We start from the raw sequence: 16,898 nt of genomic DNA on the forward strand, positions 1-16,898 counted from the left end.
CATGTCAGCGAGAGTGCGACACGCCCGACCGCGTGGGTCGGAGGACAAGATGTGGAACACCGGGTTCCAGAGCGTAAAGAGAGACAGGACTACGGAGTAGCCATGGCGGGACAGAAGATCCGCATCCGGCTCAAGGCCTACGACCACGAGGTCATCGACTCTTCGGCGAAGAAGATCGTCGAGACGGTGACTCGCACTGGTGCGTCGGTCGCGGGCCCGGTGCCGCTGCCCACTGAGAAGAACGTGTACTGCGTCATCAAGTCGCCGCACAAGTACAAGGACTCGCGCGAGCACTTCGAGATGCGCACGCACAAGCGCCTGATCGACATCCTCGATCCGACCCCCAAGACCGTTGACTCTCTGATGCGACTCGACCTCCCGGCCGGTGTCGACATCGAGATCAAGCTCTGAGGGCGGTGATCTGAAGATGACCAAGCAGATCAAGGGCATCCTGGGCGAGAAGCTCGGCATGACGCAGGTGTGGGACGAGAACAACCGTGTTGTTCCGGTCACCGTCGTCAAGGCCGGCCCCAACGTCGTCACCCAGGTCCGTACGAACGACGTCGACGGCTACGAGTCGGTCCAGATCGCCTTCGGCGAGATCGACCCGCGCAAGGTGAACAAGCCCCTCAAGGGCCACTTCGCCAAGGCCGACGTCACCCCCCGCCGTCACCTCGTCGAGATCCGCACGGCCGACGCCGCCGAGTACACGCTCGGCCAGGAAGTCACCGCCGAGGTCTTCGAGTCCGGCGTGAAGGTCGACGTCACCGGCAAGAGCAAGGGCAAGGGCTTCGCCGGTGTCATGAAGCGTCACAACTTCAAGGGCCTCGGCGCCGGTCACGGCACCCAGCGCAAGCACCGCTCGCCGGGCTCCATCGGTGGCTGCGCCACCCCGGGCCGCGTGTTCAAGGGCCTCCGCATGGCGGGTCGCATGGGCAACGAGCGGGTCACCACCCAGAACCTGACCGTCCACGCCGTTGACGCGGAGAAGGGTCTGCTGCTCATCAAGGGCGCGGTTCCCGGTCCGAACGGCGGCCTCGTCCTGGTCCGCACCGCGGCCAAGGGGGCCTGAGGTAACCGATGAGCACTGTTGACATCCTTTCGCCTGCCGGCGAGAAGACCGGAAGCGTCGAGCTCCCCGCGGAGATCTTCGGCGTGGAGAAGATCAGCATTCCGCTGATCCACCAGGTCGTCGTCGCGCAGAACGCCGCTGCCCGCCAGGGCACGCACAAGACCAAGCGTCGCGGTGAAGTCCGTGGTGGCGGCCGCAAGCCGTACCGCCAGAAGGGCACCGGCCGCGCCCGTCAGGGCTCGACCCGCGCTCCGCAGTTCGCCGGCGGTGGCGTCGTCCACGGCCCGCAGCCGCGTGACTACTCGCAGCGGACCCCGAAGAAGATGAAGGCCGCGGCCCTGCGCCACGCCCTCACCGACCGGGCCCGCCACAACCGCATTCACGTCGTCACCGGCGTGATCGAGGGTGAGACGCCCTCCACGAAGGCCGCTCGGACGCTGTTCGGCAAGATCTCGGAGCGCAAGAACCTGCTCCTGGTCGTCGACCGCGCCGACGAGGCCGCGTGGCTGTCCGCCCGCAACCTGCCCCAGATCCACATTCTGGAGCCGGGCCAGCTGAACACGTACGACGTTCTCGTCTCGGACGACGTGGTCTTCACCCAGGCCGCTTTCGAGTCCTTCGTCGCCGGCCCGAACAAGGCCAACGACAACGAAGGGAGCGAGGTCTGATGGCTGCCCGTCACCCCTCCATCGCCTCCAAGGCGGCCAAGAAGGCCAAGGCCGTGCGCGTCGCCAAGGCGCGCCGCCACGAGGCCGAAGGCAAGAACACCGTCGTCACCCCGGCGAGCAAGGCATACACGGACCCCCGTGACGTCCTGCTGAAGCCGGTCGTGTCGGAGAAGAGCTACGCGCTCATCGACGAGAACAAGTACACGTTCATCGTCGACCCCAACGCGAACAAGACCCAGATCAAGCAGGCCGTCCAGGCGGTCTTCGAGGTCAAGGTCACCGGGGTCAACACGATCAACCGCATCGGCAAGCGCAAGCGCACCAAGACCGGTTTCGGTCAGCGTGCGGCGACCAAGCGCGCGATCGTGACCCTCGCCGAGGGCGACCGTATCGACATCTTCGGCGGTCCGACCGCGTAAGCGGTCAGGATCGTTCGATATCGGACGAGGACTGAGAAATGGGTATCCGCAAGTACAAGCCGACGACTCCGGGCCGTCGTGGCTCCAGCGTCGCCGACTTCGTCGAGGTCACGCGGTCCACGCCGGAGAAGTCGCTGGTCCGTCCCCTGCACAGCAAGGGCGGCCGTAACAATTCCGGTCGTGTGACCGTGCGCCACCAGGGTGGTGGCCACAAGCGCGCCTACCGCGTGATCGACTTCCGTCGTCACGACAAGGACGGCGTGCCGGCGAAGGTCGCGCACATCGAGTACGACCCCAACCGCACCGCGCGCATCGCGCTGCTGCACTACGCCGACGGCGAGAAGCGCTACATCCTCGCCCCGCGCAACCTGCAGCAGGGCGACCGCGTCGAGAACGGTCCCGGGGCCGACATCAAGCCGGGCAACAACCTGGCCCTCCGCAACATCCCGGTCGGTACCACGATCCACGCGATCGAGATCCGTCCCGGTGGCGGTGCCAAGTTCGCCCGCTCCGCCGGTGCCTCCGTGCAGCTGCTCGCGAAGGAGGGCACGATGGCCCACCTCCGCATGCCGTCCGGAGAGATCCGCCTGGTCGACCAGCGCTGCCGCGCCACGGTCGGCGAGGTCGGCAACGCCGAGCAGAGCAACATCAACTGGGGCAAGGCCGGCCGTAAGCGGTGGCTGGGCGTCCGCCCGACCGTCCGTGGTGTCGTGATGAACCCGGTCGACCACCCGCACGGTGGTGGTGAGGGCCGGACCTCCGGTGGCCGCCACCCCGTGTCCCCCTGGGGCAAGAAGGAAGGCCGTACTCGTTCGCCCAAGAAGGCGTCGAACAAGTACATCGTCCGCCGCCGCAAGACGAACAAGAAGCGCTAAGGACGGGTTGAGATGCCTCGTAGCTTGAAGAAGGGACCCTTCGTCGACGACCACCTGATCAAGAAGGTGGACGTCCAGAACGAAGCCGGTACCAAGAACGTCATCAAGACCTGGTCCCGTCGCTCGATGATCGTCCCGGCGATGCTGGGCCACACGATCGCGGTGCACAACGGCAAGACCCACATCCCGGTGTTTGTCACCGAGTCGATGGTCGGCCACAAGCTCGGCGAGTTCTCGCCGACCCGCACCTTCCGGGGCCACGTCAAGGACGACCGGAAGTCGAAGCGCCGCTAGTCGGCGGGGTGCAATCGACCATGACAGACACTGAAGGGACAACCATGGAAGCCAGGGCCCAGGCGCGGTACATCCGCGTCACGCCCATGAAGGCCCGCCGCGTGGTGGACCTCATCCGTGGCATGAGTGCCACGGAGGCTCAGGCGGTCCTGCGTTTCGCCCCGCAGGCCGCGAGCGTGCCGGTCGGCAAGGTGCTGGACAGCGCCATCGCCAACGCCGCGCACAACTACGACCACACCGACGCCGACAGCCTCGTCATCTCCGAGGCGTACGTCGACGAGGGCCCGACCCTGAAGCGGTTCCGTCCGCGTGCCCAGGGCCGCGCCTACCGGATCCGCAAGCGGACCAGCCACATCACCGTGGTCGTCAGCAGCAAGGAAGGAACCCGGTAATGGGCCAGAAGGTTAACCCGCATGGGTTCCGGCTCGGCATCACCACCGACTTCAAGTCGCGTTGGTACGCCGACAAGCTGTACAAGGACTACGTCAAGGAAGACGTCGCCATCCGTCGGATGATGACGTCCGGCATGGAGCGCGCCGGCATCTCGAAGGTGGAGATCGAGCGCACCCGTGACCGCGTGCGTGTGGACATCCACACCGCCCGTCCCGGCATCGTCATCGGCCGCCGCGGCGCCGAGGCCGACCGTATCCGCGGTGACCTGGAGAAGCTGACCGGCAAGCAGGTCCAGCTGAACATCCTCGAGGTCAAGAGCCCGGAGACGGACGCTCAGCTGGTGGCCCAGGCCGTCGCCGAGCAGCTCTCCTCCCGCGTCTCCTTCCGTCGTGCCATGCGCAAGAGCATGCAGGGCACGATGAAGGCCGGCGCCAAGGGCATCAAGATCCAGTGCGGTGGCCGCCTCGGCGGCGCCGAGATGTCCCGCTCGGAGTTCTACCGCGAGGGCCGTGTGCCCCTGCACACGCTCCGCGCGAACGTGGACTACGGCTTCTTCGAGGCCAAGACGACCTTCGGCCGCATCGGTGTGAAGGTCTGGATCTACAAGGGCGACGTCAAGAACATCGCCGAGGTCCGCGCCGAGAACGCCGCAGCCCGCGCCGGCAACCGCCCGGCCCGTGGTGGCGGCGGCGCCGACCGCCCGGCCCGTGGCGGCCGCGGTGGCGAGCGTGGCGGTCGCGGCCGCAAGCCGCAGCAGGCTCCCGCTGCCGAGGCCCCCAAGGCCGAGGCTCCGGCTGCCGCTCCGGCTGAGAGCACCGGAACGGAGGCCTGACCGACATGCTGATCCCCCGTAGGGTCAAGCACCGCAAGCAGCACCACCCGAAGCGCCGTGGCCAGGCCAAGGGCGGCACGACGGTCGCGTTCGGCGAGTACGGCATTCAGGCCCTCACGCCGGCGTACGTGACCAACCGCCAGATCGAGGCGGCCCGTATCGCGATGACCCGCCACATCAAGCGTGGCGGCAAGGTCTGGATCAACATCTACCCGGACCGCCCGCTCACGAAGAAGCCGGCCGAGACCCGCATGGGTTCCGGTAAGGGTTCTCCCGAGTGGTGGATCGCGAACGTGCACCCGGGCCGGGTCATGTTCGAGCTGTCCTACCCCAACGAGAAGATCGCCCGTGAGGCGCTGACTCGTGCGGCCCACAAGCTGCCGATGAAGTGCCGGATCGTCAAGCGCGAGGCAGGTGAAGCGTGATGTCGGCCGGTACCAAGGCGTCCGAGCTGCGCGAGCTGGGCAACGAGGAGCTTCTGGCGAAGCTCCGCGAGGCCAAGGAAGAGCTGTTCAACCTCCGCTTCCAGGCGGCGACGGGTCAGCTCGAGAACCACGGTCGGCTGAAGGCCGTCCGTAAGGACATCGCGCGGATCTACACCCTGATGCGCGAGCGCGAGCTGGGCATCGAAACGGTGGAGAACGCATGAGCGAGAACAACGTGACTGAGACGAACACCGAGGCTCGGGGCGACCGCAAGACCCGTGAGGGCATCGTCGTCAGCGACAAGATGGACAAGACCGTCGTCGTCGCCGTCGAGGACCGCAAGAAGCACGCGCTGTACGGCAAGGTCATCCGCAGCACGAGCAAGCTCAAGGCCCACGACGAGCAGAACGCCGCCGGCGTCGGCGACCGCGTCCTCCTGATGGAGACCCGGCCGCTGTCCGCCACGAAGCACTGGCGCATCGTCGAGATCCTCGAGAAGGCCAAGTAGGTAATTCCCGCAAGGGAATTCCAAAAGTACGTTCCTGCGGGGCATTCCTCGCAGGGCAGTTCCGCCAGGCTCCGGGGGCCGTTCGCTCAAGCGGTTGAGCGGCCCCTGGGGAACCGGCAGACAAACAGGAGATAGACGTGATCCAGCAGGAGTCGCGACTGCGTGTCGCCGACAACACGGGTGCGAAGGAAGTCCTCTGCATCCGTGTGCTCGGTGGCTCCGGTCGCCGCTACGCGGGCATCGGTGACGTCATCGTCGCCACCGTCAAGGACGCGATCCCCGGTGGCAACGTGAAGAAGGGTGACGTCGTCAAGGCGGTCATCGTTCGCACCGTCAAGGAGCGCCGCCGTCCGGACGGCTCGTACATCCGCTTCGACGAGAACGCCGCCGTCATTCTGAAGAACGACGGCGACCCTCGTGGCACCCGTATCTTCGGTCCGGTGGGCCGTGAGCTGCGCGAGAAGAAGTTCATGAAGATCATCTCCCTCGCGCCGGAGGTGCTGTGAGCATGAAGATCAAGAAGGGCGACCTGGTCCAGGTCATCACCGGTAAGGACAAGGGCAAGCAGGGCAAGGTCATCGCGGCCTTCCCCCGTGAGGACCGCGTCCTGGTCGAGGGTGTCAACCGGGTCAAGAAGCACACCAAGGCCGGCCCGACCGCAGGCGGTTCGCAGGCCGGCGGCATCGTGACCACCGAGGCCCCGGTCCACGTCTCCAACGTCCAGCTGGTCGTGGAGAAGGACGGCAACAAGGTCGTCACGCGCGTCGGTTACCGCTTCGACGACGAAGGCAACAAGATCCGCGTTGCCAAGCGGACGGGTGAGGACATCTGATGACGACCACCACCAGCCCGCGTCTGAAGACGAAGTACCGCGAGGAGATCGCGGGCAAGCTGCGCGAGCAGTTCTCCTACGAGAACGTCATGCAGGTTCCCGGCCTCGTCAAGATCGTGGTCAACATGGGTGTGGGCGACGCCGCCCGCGACTCCAAGCTGATCGAGGGCGCCATCCGCGACCTCACCACGATCACCGGTCAGAAGCCGGCCGTCACCAAGGCCCGCAAGTCCATCGCGCAGTTCAAGCTGCGTGAGGGCCAGCCGATCGGTGCCCACGTCACGCTCCGTGGCGACCGCATGTGGGAGTTCCTGGACCGCACCCTGTCGCTCGCGCTGCCGCGCATCCGCGACTTCCGCGGTCTGTCCCCCAAGCAGTTCGACGGCCGTGGCAACTACACCTTCGGTCTCACGGAGCAGGTCATGTTCCACGAGATCGACCAGGACAAGATCGACCGCACCCGGGGTATGGACATCACCGTGGTGACCACGGCGACCAACGACGAAGAGGGCCGCGCCCTTCTCCGTCACCTCGGCTTCCCCTTCAAGGAGGCGTGAGCGAGATGGCGAAGAAGGCTCTGATCGCGAAGGCTGCTCGCAAGCCCAAGTTCGGTGTGCGTGGCTACACCCGCTGCCAGCGCTGTGGCCGCCCGCACTCCGTGTACCGCAAGTTCGGCCTGTGCCGCGTGTGCCTTCGTGAGATGGCTCACCGTGGCGAGCTGCCGGGCGTGACCAAGAGCTCCTGGTAGTCCGGGTAATTCCCGACTCCCAGGGCTCTCGGTAAGCAATGGGAACGGTGGGAGGCCCACTCCGTATGGCTTAGGCTTGCGGGGTTGGGCACCTGCCGTGCCCGCACGCACGCGGGCAGCTGCCCGCACATGTTTGCTTACTACGCCGTAGGTCCACCGCGCCGCACCCGTCCCGTCTCGGATCGGGGAGAGGGATGGCGCACCAGGAAACCCCGGCGAGAGAGGCCGAAGGCCAATTCATGACCATGACTGATCCGATCGCAGACATGCTCACGCGTCTGCGGAACGCGAACTCGGCGTACCACGACACCGTGGCGATGCCGCACTCGAAGATCAAGTCGCACATCGCGGAGATCCTCCAGCAGGAGGGCTTCATCACGGGCTGGAAGACCGAGGACGCCGAGGTCGGCAAGAACCTCGTCCTCGAGCTGAAGTTCGGTCCGAACCGTGAGCGCTCCATCGCGGGCATCAAGCGGATCTCCAAGCCCGGTCTCCGGGTGTACGCGAAGTCCACCAACCTGCCGAAGGTCCTGGGCGGCCTGGGCGTGGCGATCATCTCCACGTCCCACGGGCTCCTCACTGGACAGCAGGCCGGCAAGAAGGGCGTAGGCGGAGAAGTCCTCGCCTACGTCTGGTAGCGGAAGGGAACGGAGGAAACAGCTATGTCGCGCATCGGCAAGCTCCCCATCGCGGTTCCCGCCGGCGTGGACGTCACCATCGACGGCCGTACGGTTTCGGTCAAGGGCCCCAAGGGCACGCTGACCCACACCGTCGTGGCGCCGATCGAGATCGCCAAGGGCGAGGACGGCGTTCTGAACGTCACCCGCCCCAACGACGAGCGTCAGAACAAGGCCCTGCACGGCCTGTCCCGCACGCTGGTGGCGAACATGATCACCGGCGTGACCCAGGGTTACGTGAAGAAGCTCGAGATCAGCGGTGTCGGTTACCGCGTGCTCGCCAAGGGTTCGAACCTGGAGTTCTCCCTCGGCTACAGCCACTCGATCACGGTCGAGGCCCCCGAGGGCATCACCTTCAAGGTCGAGAACCCGACCCGTTTCTCGGTCGAGGGCATCGACAAGCAGAAGGTCGGCGAGGTTGCGGCCAACATCCGCAAGCTGCGCAAGCCCGACCCGTACAAGGCCAAGGGCGTCAAGTACGAGGGCGAAGTCATCCGCCGCAAGGTCGGAAAGGCGGGTAAGTAAGCCATGGCATACGGGCAGAAGATCCTCAAGGGCGACGCCTACAAGCGTGCTGCTATCAAGCGTCGTCACATCCGGATCCGCAAGAACGTCTCTGGTACCGCCGAGCGTCCCCGCCTGGTCGTGACCCGCTCCAACCGCCACATCGTGGCGCAGGTGATCGACGACCTGAAGGGTCACACCCTGGCGTCGGCGTCCACCCTGGACGCGTCCGTCCGCGGTGGCGAGGGCGACAAGTCCGCGCAGGCCAAGCAGGTCGGCGCCCTCGTCGCGGAGCGCGCCAAGGCCGCCGGTGTCGAGGCTGTCGTGTTCGACCGCGGTGGCAACCAGTACGCGGGGCGCATCGCCGCCCTGGCGGACGCCGCCCGCGAAGCCGGACTCAAGTTCTGAGTCGGTTCCGTAGCTAGCGGAAACAGAGAGAGGTAATTCCAATGGCTGGACCCCAGCGCCGCGGTGGCGGTGCCGGTGGCGGCGAGCGGCGGGACCGGAAGGGCCGTGACGGCGGCGCAGCTGCCGCCGAGAAGACCGCGTACGTTGAGCGCGTCGTCGCGATCAACCGCGTCGCCAAGGTTGTGAAGGGTGGTCGTCGCTTCAGCTTCACCGCGCTGGTCGTGGTGGGCGACGGTGACGGCACCGTGGGTGTCGGATACGGCAAGGCCAAGGAGGTGCCGGCCGCCATCGCCAAGGGTGTTGAGGAGGCCAAGAAGCACTTCTTCAAGGTCCCCCGCATCCAGGGCACCATCCCGCACCCCATCCAGGGTGAGAAGGCTGCCGGCGTCGTGCTGCTCAAGCCCGCGTCGCCCGGTACCGGTGTGATCGCCGGTGGTCCGGTGCGCGCCGTGCTCGAGTGCGCCGGTATCCACGACGTGCTGTCGAAGTCGCTCGGCTCCGACAACCAGATCAACATCGTGCACGCGACCGTGGCGGCCCTCAAGGGCCTGCAGCGTCCCGAGGAGATCGCGGCCCGCCGCGGTCTGCCGCTCGAGGACGTCGCCCCCGCGGCTCTTCTCCGTGCGCGTGCCGGGGCGGGTGCGTAATCATGGCGCAGCTCAAGGTTACGCAGGTCAAGTCCTACATCGGCAGCAAGCAGAACCACCGTGACACGCTGCGTTCGCTCGGCCTGAAGAAGGTCAACGACGTGGTCGTCAAGGAGGACCGCCCCGAGTTCCGCGGCATGGTGCACACCGTCCGCCACCTCGTGACGGTCGAGGAGGTCGACTGATCATGGCGGAGAACAACCCGCTCAAGATCCACAACCTCCGTCCCGCCCCCGGCGCCAAGACCGCGAAGACCCGTGTCGGTCGTGGTGAGGCGTCGAAGGGTAAGACGGCCGGTCGTGGTACCAAGGGCACCAAGGCCCGTTACCAGGTTCCGGAGCGCTTCGAGGGCGGCCAGATGCCGCTCCACATGCGCCTCCCGAAGCTGAAGGGCTTCAAGAACCCGTTCAAGACCGAGTACCAGGTCGTGAACCTCGACAAGCTGGCCGCGCTCTACCCCGAGGGTGGCGAGGTCACTGTCGAGGGTCTCGTGGCCAAGGGTGCCGTGCGCAAGAACAGCCTCGTCAAGGTCCTCGGCCAGGGCGAGATCTCCGTGGCGCTGCAGGTGACGGTCGACGCCGTCTCCGGCTCCGCCAAGGAGAAGATCACCGCCGCCGGCGGTACCGTCACCGAGCTCGTCTGACCTTTTCAGGTGTCTCGATGACGTAGAACGATCCCGACCGGGGATACCCCACATTTGGGGTATCCCCGGTTGGTCGTTCCTAGGGCGGCATGGTCGCCGGTAAGGTGGCCTGCGCTGCCCATTGACCTCGGGCGCCCCATGCGGGCACTCAGGGCGGCAGTTGACCGTTACGTAATCGTCCTTAGTCGGAATCTCAAGACCGTCACCCTTGACGCAGTTGCGCGGGGGGTCGCAGGAGGCACCGTGCTCACCGCGTTCGCCCGGGCGTTCAAGACGCCCGACCTGCGCAAGAAGCTGCTCTTCACGCTCGGCATCATCGTGGTGTACCGCATCGGTACCAACGTTCCCATTCCGGGCGTCGACTACCGCAACGTCCAGACCTGCATCGACAATGCCGAAGCCAATTCGGGCCTGTTCGGTCTGGTCAACATGTTCAGCGGCGGGGCGCTGCTCCAGATCACGATCTTCGCCCTGGGCATCATGCCGTACATCACCGCGGCCATCATCCTGCAGCTGCTGACCGTGGTGATCCCGCGTCTGGAAGCCCTCAAGAAGGAGGGCCAGGCCGGCACGGCGAAGATCACGCAGTACACCCGTTACCTGACGGTGGCACTGGCCATCCTGCAGGGCACCGGCCTGGTGGCCACCGCCCGCAGTGGCGCCCTGTTCCAGGGCTGCCCGGTCGCGAACCAGATCGTCCCGGACCAGTCGATCTTCGTGACCATCACCATGGTCGTCACCATGACCGCCGGTACGGCCTTCGTCATGTGGCTCGGTGAGCTCATCACCGACCGCGGCGTCGGCAACGGCATGTCGATCCTGATGTTCATCTCGATCGCCGCGACCTTCCCCTCCGCCCTGTGGGCCATCAAGGAGCAGGGCAGCCTCGCGGACGGCTGGATCGAGTTCGGCACCGTCATGCTCGTCGGGTTCGTCATGGTCGGTCTCGTCGTCTTCGTCGAGCAGGCCCAGCGCCGGATCCCCGTGCAGTACGCCAAGCGCATGGTCGGCCGCCGTTCCTACGGCGGTACGTCGACGTACATCCCGCTCAAGGTGAACCAGGCGGGTGTCATCCCCGTCATCTTCGCCGCGTCGCTGCTGTACATCCCGGCGCTGATCGTTCAGTTCTCCAGCTCGACGGCGGGCTGGGCGACCTGGGTCGAGGCGAATCTCGCCAACCCCGCAGCCACGGCGCACATCGTTCTGTACTTCTTCCTGATCGTGTTCTTCGCCTTCTTCTACGTGGCGATCTCCTTCAACCCCGAGGAAGTCGCCGACAACATGAAGAAGTATGGTGGCTTCATCCCGGGCATCCGGGCTGGCCGACCGACCGCTGAGTACCTCAGCTACGTACTCAACCGGATCACCTGGCCGGGTTCGCTGTACTTGGGTCTGATCTCTCTCGTGCCGACAATGGCGTTGGCTGGTTTCGGGGCGAACCAGAACTTCCCGTTCGGCGGGACCAGCATCCTGATCATCGTGGGTGTCGGTCTCGAGACGGTGAGGCAGATCGAGAGCCAGCTCCAGCAGCGCAATTACGAAGGGTTCCTCCGCTGATGCGAATCGTCCTCGTCGGGCCGCCGGGTGCTGGTAAAGGTACGCAGGCAACCCGCCTTGCCGAGAAACTGCGCATCCCGCACATTTCGACAGGCGACCTGTTCCGCGCCAACATCAGCCGGCAGACCGAGCTGGGGAAGCTCGCGAAGTCCTACATGGACGCGGGCAATCTCGTCCCCGACGAGGTCACCATCGCCATGGCCAAGGACCGCATGGAGCAGGCCGACGCCGAGGGCGGCTTCCTGCTGGACGGCTTCCCGCGCAACGTGTCGCAGGCCGAGGCGCTGGACGATCTGCTGCAGACCGAGGGCATCAAGCTGGACGCGGTCCTCGATCTGGAAGCCCCCGAGGACGAGGTAGTGAAGCGGATCGCCGGACGGCGGATCTGCCGCAAGGAGTCCGCGCACGTGTTCCACGTGACGTACAGCCCGCCGAAGCAGGAGGGCGTGTGCGACGTCTGCGGCGGTGAGCTGTACCAGCGGGACGACGACTCCGAGGAGACCGTGCGGACCCGGCTGGAGGTCTACCACACGCAGACCGAGCCGATCATCGGCTACTACCGGGCGCAGGGGCTGGTCGTCACCATCTCCGCGATGGGTCCCGTCGACGAGGTCACGGGGCGTGCGCTGGAGGCGCTGAAGCGCGGGGAGTAGTTCGATCCTGGTGGTTGCAGCCGCGGTTCCTTCGGTAAGGGGCCGCGGCTGCGGCTTGGCGGGGGCGGGTCGCGCGGCCCGGCGCTTGCGGGACGCCTCTCCCAGGGGCCCCGGCCCACCCTCCCCCCACTCTCGGGCTCCGCTGGAGCGGGAGGTGCTCCATCGCCCTGGGGGTACCTCCCAGGCCTTCGGGGCACTGGGGGAGGCGCGGCTGCCCGCGGCGAGCGGTGGCGTGCGGCTGCCCGCGGTGGCGGAGCCGGGGGCCCGTATCGTTGGAAGTGTTCGTACTCCCTTCTGGTCCAGGAAAGGCCGTCGTTCCCATGGTGCAGATCAAGAGCCCTGAGCAGATCGCCAAGATGCGTGAGGCGGGGCTGGTCGTCGCAGCCATCCACGCGGCCACCCGCGAGGCCGCCGTGCCCGGGGCCACGACGAAGGATCTGGACCAGGTCGCCCGCAAGGTGCTCGCCGAGCACAACGCCAAGCCGAACTTCCTCGGCTACGGGGGCTTCCCCGCGACGATCTGCACCTCGGTGAACGACGTCGTCGTCCACGGCATCCCCTCCGACGACGTCGTCCTCAAGGACGGCGACGTCATCTCCATCGACTGCGGCGCGATCATCGACGGCTGGCACGGCGACGCCGCGTACACCGCGTTCGTCGGGTCCGGCCATTCCCCGGAGGTGGTCGAGCTGTCCCGGGTGACCGAGGAGTCGATGTGGGCCGGCATCGCGGCCATGAAGCAGGGCAACCGGCTCGTCGACATCTCCCGCGCCGTCGAGACGTACATCCGGCGCCAGCCCAAGCCGGGCGGCGGCAAGTACGGGATCATCGAGGACTACGGCGGCCACGGCATCGGCACCGAGATGCACATGGACCCGCACCTGCTGAACTACGTCGACCGCAAGCGGGGCAAGGGCCCCAAGCTGGTCCCGGGCTTCTGCCTCGCCATCGAGCCGATGGTCTCCCTGGGCACCCCGAAGACGAAGGTCCTCTCCGACGACTGGACGGTCATCACCACCGACGGCACCTGGTCCTCCCACTGGGAGCACTCGGTCGCCCTCACCGAGCAAGGGCCGCTGGTCCTGACGGCCCCCGACGGCGGCAAGGCCAAGCTCGCGGAGATGGGCATCACGGCCGCCCCCGATCCGATCGGTTAAGGATCTCAGGGATGGGGCAGAATCCTCGATTCGTGTTTCCGGGTGCGCTGACGTAGACTGACTCGTCGGCTCCTGTGCACCCGCATGTCTGCATGTATCACACGCGGTGCACACCAGAGTCGATCAAGGTAGTCGATTCGAAGGGCGAAGCGTGGCCAAGAAGCAAGGTGCCATCGAGATCGAGGGCACTGTCGTCGAGTCTCTTCCGAACGCCATGTTCAAGGTCGAGCTCCAGAACGGCCACCAGGTCCTGGCACACATCAGCGGCAAGATGCGTATGCACTACATCCGCATCCTCCCTGACGACCGGGTCGTGGTGGAGCTGTCTCCGTACGACCTGACGCGTGGCCGGATCGTCTACCGGTACAAGTAGATCTTGCCCGCTCCCCGGTCCGCCGGGGTGATGGCACTGACCCGGAGAACCTCACACCCATGAAGGTCAAGCCGAGCGTCAAGAAGATCTGCGACAAGTGCAGGGTGATCCGCCGTCACGGCCGGGTCATGGTCATCTGCGAGAACCCGCGCCACAAGCAGCGCCAGGGCTGACCGCAGCACGACTCACCCTCTGCGACTTCCGCAGAACTTCGCGCGACGCGAGCAGTACACGTTCATACGCAGGTCCCGAGCCGCACGGCTCGACACCCCCGGCTCGGAGGCCGGGGACCCGGTCCGTACCTGGTACGGCGGGCTGGGATCCGGTCCTGTGGAAGACCTCCGACAATCAACTGGAGCCATTGAATGGCACGCGTTTCCGGTGTTGACATCCCGCGCGAAAAGCGCGTGGAGATCGCCCTCACCTACGTGTTCGGCATCGGCCGGACCCTTTCGCAGCAGACGCTGGCCGCCACCGGCGTCGACCCGAACACCCGCGTTCGCGACCTCTCCGAGGAGCAGCTCGTCGCGATCCGTGAGTTCGTGGACAGCAACATCAAGACCGAGGGTGACCTCCGTCGCGAGATCCAGGCCGACATCCGCCGCAAGGTCGAGATCGGTACCTACCAGGGTCTGCGGCACCGTCGCGGTCTGCCCGTCCGCGGTCAGCGCACCAGCACCAACGCGCGTACCCGCAAGGGCCCGCGTCGCGCCATCGCCGGCAAGAAGAAGCCGGGCAAGAAGTAGTCCGCAGCGGACCTCTGTCCACGGTCTTCGCTGTAGGACCGACCACCTCCCGTAGGAGAACGACATGCCCCCCAAGGGTCGTCAGGGCGCTGCCAAGAAGGTGCGCCGCAAGGAAAAGAAGAACGTCGCTCACGGCCACGCGCACATCAAGAGCACGTTCAACAACACGATCGTCTCGATCACGGACCCGTCCGGCAACGTGATCTCCTGGGCCTCCGCCGGCCACGTCGGCTTCAAGGGCTCCCGGAAGTCCACGCCGTTCGCCGCGCAGATGGCCGCCGAGTCGGCTGCCCGCCGCGCCCAGGAGCACGGCATGCGCAAGGTCGACGTGTTCGTCAAGGGTCCGGGTTCCGGTCGTGAGACCGCGATCCGCTCCCTGCAGGCCACGGGCCTCGAGGTCGGCTCCATCCAGGACGTCACCCCGACCCCGCACAACGGCTGCCGTCCGCCGAAGCGCCGTCGCGTCTGATCTCGCTCCACCAGGGTTTCACGGGCGGTACGACTCTTTCGGGTCGTATCGCCCGTACCCTTGCACTACCAAGTCGGGCGTCAAATAGCGGGCGCCCCTGACTGAAGGATCACCACCATGCTGATCGCTCAGCGTCCCTCGTTGACCGAAGAGGTCGTCGACGAATTCCGCTCCCGGTTCGTGATCGAGCCGCTGGAGCCGGGCTTCGGCTACACCCTCGGCAACTCCCTGCGCCGTACGCTCCTCTCCTCGATCCCGGGTGCGGCGGTCACGTCCATCCGCATCGACGGCGTCCTGCACGAGTTCACCACCGTGCCGGGTGTCAAGGAGGACGTCACCGACCTGATCCTCAACATCAAGCAGCTGGTCGTCTCCTCGGAGCACGACGAGCCGGTCGTGATGTACCTGCGCAAGCAGGGCCCAGGTCTGGTCACCGCCGCCGACATCGCGCCGCCGGCCGGTGTCGAGGTGCACAACCCCGACCTCGTCCTCGCCACGCTCAACGGCAAGGGCAAGCTGGAGATGGAGCTGACCGTCGAGCGCGGTCGCGGCTACGTCTCCGCCGTGCAGAACAAGCAGGTGGGCCAGGAGATCGGCCGTATCCCGGTCGACTCGATCTACTCGCCGGTTCTCAAGGTCACCTACAAGGTCGAGGCGACCCGTGTCGAGCAGCGCACCGACTTCGACAAGCTGATCGTCGACGTCGAGACCAAGCAGGCGATGCGTCCGCGTGACGCCATGGCCTCCGCCGGCAAGACCCTGGTCGAGCTGTTCGGTCTCGCCCGCGAGCTGAACATCGACGCCGAGGGCATCGACATGGGCCCGTCCCCCACGGACGCCGCCCTCGCCGCCGACCTGGCGCTGCCGATCGAGGAGCTGGAGCTCACCGTTCGGTCGTACAACTGCCTCAAGCGTGAGGGCATCCACTCCGTGGGTGAGCTCGTCGCCCGCTCCGAGGCGGACCTGCTCGACATCCGCAACTTCGGTGCGAAGTCCATCGACGAGGTCAAGGCCAAGCTGGCCGGCATGGGCCTCGCGCTCAAGGACTCGCCTCCCGGGTTCGACCCCACCGCCGCGGCGGACGCGTTCGGCGCGGACGACGACGCGGATGCGGGCTTCGTGGAGACCGAGCAGTACTAAGAGCTCGGGCTCGACAGTTCGCGTCTGGCTGCGGGCCCGCTGTGGCTGGTCGCGCAGTTCCCCGCGCCCCTATGGGGCGCGGGGTCTCCGACAGACGACCGTCTGCTCGGATACTGACCCCGGTACCTGATACGGCCGGGGCAGACACCTAGGAGAGACACCATGCCGAAGCCCACCAAGGGTGCTCGTATGGGCGGCAGCGCCGCGCACGAGAAGCTCCTTCTCGCGAACCTCGCGAAGGCGCTGTTCGAGCACGGCCGCATCACCACCACCGAGGCGAAGGCGCGCAAGCTGCGTCCGTACGCCGAGCGTCTGGTCACCAAGGCGAAGAAGGGCGACCTTCACAACCGCCGTCAGGTGCTCCAGGTGATCACGGACAAGAGCATCGTCCACACGCTCTTCACCGAGATCGGCCCGCGGTACGAGAACCGTCCCGGTGGCTACACCCGCATCACCAAGATCGGCAACCGCCGTGGCGACAACGCGCCCATGGCCGTCATCGAGCTGGTCGAGGCGCTGACGGTGCAGCAGACCGCCGTCGGCGAGGCCGAGGCCGCCACGAAGCGTTCCGCGAAGGACGCCGAGGCCGCTGAGGCGAAGGCGGACCTGTCCAAGGACGAGGCTGCCGAGGCCCCGGCCGAGGAGTCGAAGGACGCGTAAGCGTCTGCCGGGGGCTGTTCGTTCGCGGCCGCGGCGCCGTCGTGGTTCGTCGTGCGGTTCCCCGCGCCCCCATGGGGCGCTGTTGCGGGCCCGTTCCTTTCAGGAGCGGGGCCGCTTGTTGGGGGGTGAGTGGAGCTTGGGGTGAGTGTTGAATTTCACCCCGGGTTGGTGGGGGTGCGGCTGGAACTTTACAAAGAC

At 66.5% G+C, this 16,898-nt stretch carries 30 protein-coding genes; all 30 read left to right on the top strand.

The window, feature by feature from the left end:
* The first annotated feature begins 102 nt into the window (after window positions 1-102).
* A complete protein-coding gene (gene rpsJ, locus ACFXAE_RS33830) occupies window positions 103-411 on the top strand; it encodes a 30S ribosomal protein S10 (RefSeq protein ID WP_003948644.1) in 309 nt (102 codons plus the stop codon).
* Window positions 412-427: 16 nt separating this feature from the next.
* Window positions 428-1,072, top strand: a complete 645-nt coding sequence (gene rplC / locus ACFXAE_RS33835) for a 50S ribosomal protein L3 (RefSeq protein WP_121748660.1) — start codon at window positions 428-430, stop codon at window positions 1,070-1,072.
* Between the two features lie 8 nt (window positions 1,073-1,080).
* Window positions 1,081-1,740, top strand: a complete 660-nt coding sequence (gene rplD, locus ACFXAE_RS33840; protein WP_103546603.1) for a 50S ribosomal protein L4 — start codon at window positions 1,081-1,083, stop codon at window positions 1,738-1,740.
* On the top strand, window positions 1,740-2,159 hold the full coding sequence (rplW, locus tag ACFXAE_RS33845) for a 50S ribosomal protein L23 (RefSeq protein ID WP_384722768.1): 420 nt from the start codon (window positions 1,740-1,742) through the stop codon (window positions 2,157-2,159). Before rplD ends, rplW begins: the two co-directional genes overlap by 1 nt.
* A 38-nt stretch (window positions 2,160-2,197) precedes the next feature.
* Window positions 2,198-3,034 (top strand): 50S ribosomal protein L2, encoded by an 837-nt coding sequence (rplB, locus tag ACFXAE_RS33850; RefSeq protein WP_384722771.1) that lies wholly within the window; start codon window positions 2,198-2,200, stop codon window positions 3,032-3,034.
* Between the two features lie 12 nt (window positions 3,035-3,046).
* Window positions 3,047-3,328 (top strand): 30S ribosomal protein S19, encoded by a 282-nt coding sequence (gene rpsS / locus ACFXAE_RS33855; protein ID WP_003948639.1) that lies wholly within the window; start codon window positions 3,047-3,049, stop codon window positions 3,326-3,328.
* A gap of 44 nt (window positions 3,329-3,372) precedes the next feature.
* The gene (rplV, locus tag ACFXAE_RS33860; RefSeq protein WP_014054168.1) at window positions 3,373-3,720 is read left to right on the top strand and encodes a 50S ribosomal protein L22; all 348 of its coding nucleotides are present in this window, start codon (window positions 3,373-3,375) and stop codon (window positions 3,718-3,720) included.
* On the top strand, window positions 3,720-4,553 hold the full coding sequence (gene rpsC, locus ACFXAE_RS33865) for a 30S ribosomal protein S3 (RefSeq protein WP_362451346.1): 834 nt from the start codon (window positions 3,720-3,722) through the stop codon (window positions 4,551-4,553). Before rplV ends, rpsC begins: the two co-directional genes overlap by 1 nt.
* Before the next feature lie 5 nt (window positions 4,554-4,558).
* On the top strand, window positions 4,559-4,978 hold the full coding sequence (rplP, locus tag ACFXAE_RS33870; RefSeq protein WP_004927269.1) for a 50S ribosomal protein L16: 420 nt from the start codon (window positions 4,559-4,561) through the stop codon (window positions 4,976-4,978).
* Entirely contained in the window at window positions 4,978-5,202 is a 225-nt protein-coding gene (gene rpmC, locus ACFXAE_RS33875; RefSeq protein ID WP_007494763.1) for a 50S ribosomal protein L29, read from the top strand. Before rplP ends, rpmC begins: the two co-directional genes overlap by 1 nt.
* On the top strand, window positions 5,199-5,486 hold the full coding sequence (gene rpsQ, locus ACFXAE_RS33880; protein WP_004927263.1) for a 30S ribosomal protein S17: 288 nt from the start codon (window positions 5,199-5,201) through the stop codon (window positions 5,484-5,486). The genes rpmC and rpsQ overlap by 4 nt, the downstream gene beginning before the upstream one ends.
* 137 nt (window positions 5,487-5,623) lie before the next feature.
* A complete protein-coding gene (gene rplN, locus ACFXAE_RS33885) occupies window positions 5,624-5,992 on the top strand; it encodes a 50S ribosomal protein L14 (protein ID WP_030831680.1) in 369 nt (122 codons plus the stop codon).
* Window positions 5,993-5,994: 2 nt separating this feature from the next.
* The gene (gene rplX / locus ACFXAE_RS33890) at window positions 5,995-6,318 is read left to right on the top strand and encodes a 50S ribosomal protein L24 (protein WP_384722775.1); all 324 of its coding nucleotides are present in this window, start codon (window positions 5,995-5,997) and stop codon (window positions 6,316-6,318) included.
* Complete coding sequence (gene rplE / locus ACFXAE_RS33895; protein ID WP_384722778.1) at window positions 6,318-6,875, top strand: 50S ribosomal protein L5; 558 nt, start codon at window positions 6,318-6,320, stop codon at window positions 6,873-6,875. The genes rplX and rplE overlap by 1 nt, the downstream gene beginning before the upstream one ends.
* Window positions 6,876-6,880: 5 nt before the next feature.
* A complete protein-coding gene (locus tag ACFXAE_RS33900) occupies window positions 6,881-7,066 on the top strand; it encodes a type Z 30S ribosomal protein S14 (protein WP_003948630.1) in 186 nt (61 codons plus the stop codon).
* A gap of 239 nt (window positions 7,067-7,305) precedes the next feature.
* Entirely contained in the window at window positions 7,306-7,704 is a 399-nt protein-coding gene (gene rpsH / locus ACFXAE_RS33905) for a 30S ribosomal protein S8 (RefSeq protein ID WP_030221010.1), read from the top strand.
* Between the two features lie 24 nt (window positions 7,705-7,728).
* Complete coding sequence (gene rplF, locus ACFXAE_RS33910) at window positions 7,729-8,268, top strand: 50S ribosomal protein L6 (protein ID WP_384722781.1); 540 nt, start codon at window positions 7,729-7,731, stop codon at window positions 8,266-8,268.
* A 3-nt stretch (window positions 8,269-8,271) separates the two neighbouring features.
* Window positions 8,272-8,655 (top strand): 50S ribosomal protein L18, encoded by a 384-nt coding sequence (gene rplR, locus ACFXAE_RS33915; protein WP_384722783.1) that lies wholly within the window; start codon window positions 8,272-8,274, stop codon window positions 8,653-8,655.
* A 41-nt stretch (window positions 8,656-8,696) separates the two neighbouring features.
* Window positions 8,697-9,302, top strand: coding sequence for a 30S ribosomal protein S5 (gene rpsE, locus ACFXAE_RS33920; protein WP_189558415.1), 606 nt, complete (start codon window positions 8,697-8,699; stop codon window positions 9,300-9,302).
* Window positions 9,303-9,304: 2 nt separating this feature from the next.
* On the top strand, window positions 9,305-9,487 hold the full coding sequence (gene rpmD, locus ACFXAE_RS33925) for a 50S ribosomal protein L30 (RefSeq protein ID WP_384722786.1): 183 nt from the start codon (window positions 9,305-9,307) through the stop codon (window positions 9,485-9,487).
* Window positions 9,488-9,489: 2 nt separating this feature from the next.
* Window positions 9,490-9,945 (top strand): 50S ribosomal protein L15, encoded by a 456-nt coding sequence (rplO, locus tag ACFXAE_RS33930; protein WP_067018996.1) that lies wholly within the window; start codon window positions 9,490-9,492, stop codon window positions 9,943-9,945.
* Window positions 9,946-10,188: 243 nt separating this feature from the next.
* Complete coding sequence (gene secY / locus ACFXAE_RS33935; RefSeq protein ID WP_384722789.1) at window positions 10,189-11,502, top strand: preprotein translocase subunit SecY; 1,314 nt, start codon at window positions 10,189-10,191, stop codon at window positions 11,500-11,502.
* Window positions 11,502-12,155, top strand: coding sequence for an adenylate kinase (locus ACFXAE_RS33940; RefSeq protein WP_384722791.1), 654 nt, complete (start codon window positions 11,502-11,504; stop codon window positions 12,153-12,155). The genes secY and ACFXAE_RS33940 overlap by 1 nt, the downstream gene beginning before the upstream one ends.
* Window positions 12,156-12,475: 320 nt before the next feature.
* The gene (gene map, locus ACFXAE_RS33945; protein ID WP_384722793.1) at window positions 12,476-13,312 is read left to right on the top strand and encodes a type I methionyl aminopeptidase; all 837 of its coding nucleotides are present in this window, start codon (window positions 12,476-12,478) and stop codon (window positions 13,310-13,312) included.
* A 151-nt stretch (window positions 13,313-13,463) separates the two neighbouring features.
* Window positions 13,464-13,685 (top strand): translation initiation factor IF-1, encoded by a 222-nt coding sequence (gene infA, locus ACFXAE_RS33950; protein ID WP_003948620.1) that lies wholly within the window; start codon window positions 13,464-13,466, stop codon window positions 13,683-13,685.
* A 59-nt stretch (window positions 13,686-13,744) separates the two neighbouring features.
* Window positions 13,745-13,858 carry a 50S ribosomal protein L36 gene (gene rpmJ, locus ACFXAE_RS33955; RefSeq protein WP_003998809.1) on the top strand — a complete coding sequence of 38 codons (114 nt, stop codon included), beginning with the start codon at window positions 13,745-13,747 and terminating at the stop codon, window positions 13,856-13,858.
* 192 nt (window positions 13,859-14,050) lie between these two features.
* Entirely contained in the window at window positions 14,051-14,431 is a 381-nt protein-coding gene (gene rpsM, locus ACFXAE_RS33960; RefSeq protein ID WP_384722796.1) for a 30S ribosomal protein S13, read from the top strand.
* Window positions 14,432-14,495: 64 nt separating this feature from the next.
* Window positions 14,496-14,900: a 30S ribosomal protein S11 gene (gene rpsK / locus ACFXAE_RS33965; protein WP_003956432.1), complete on the top strand. Its 405-nt coding sequence runs from the start codon at window positions 14,496-14,498 to the stop codon at window positions 14,898-14,900.
* Between the two features lie 117 nt (window positions 14,901-15,017).
* On the top strand, window positions 15,018-16,040 hold the full coding sequence (locus tag ACFXAE_RS33970) for a DNA-directed RNA polymerase subunit alpha (protein WP_003966937.1): 1,023 nt from the start codon (window positions 15,018-15,020) through the stop codon (window positions 16,038-16,040).
* 162 nt (window positions 16,041-16,202) lie between these two features.
* On the top strand, window positions 16,203-16,700 hold the full coding sequence (gene rplQ, locus ACFXAE_RS33975) for a 50S ribosomal protein L17 (protein ID WP_384722799.1): 498 nt from the start codon (window positions 16,203-16,205) through the stop codon (window positions 16,698-16,700).
* Window positions 16,701-16,898: the final 198 nt, after the last annotated feature.

This window comes from Streptomyces sp. NPDC059454 (assembly GCF_042749965.1).
Taxonomy (GTDB): Bacteria; Actinomycetota; Actinomycetes; order Streptomycetales; family Streptomycetaceae; genus Streptomyces.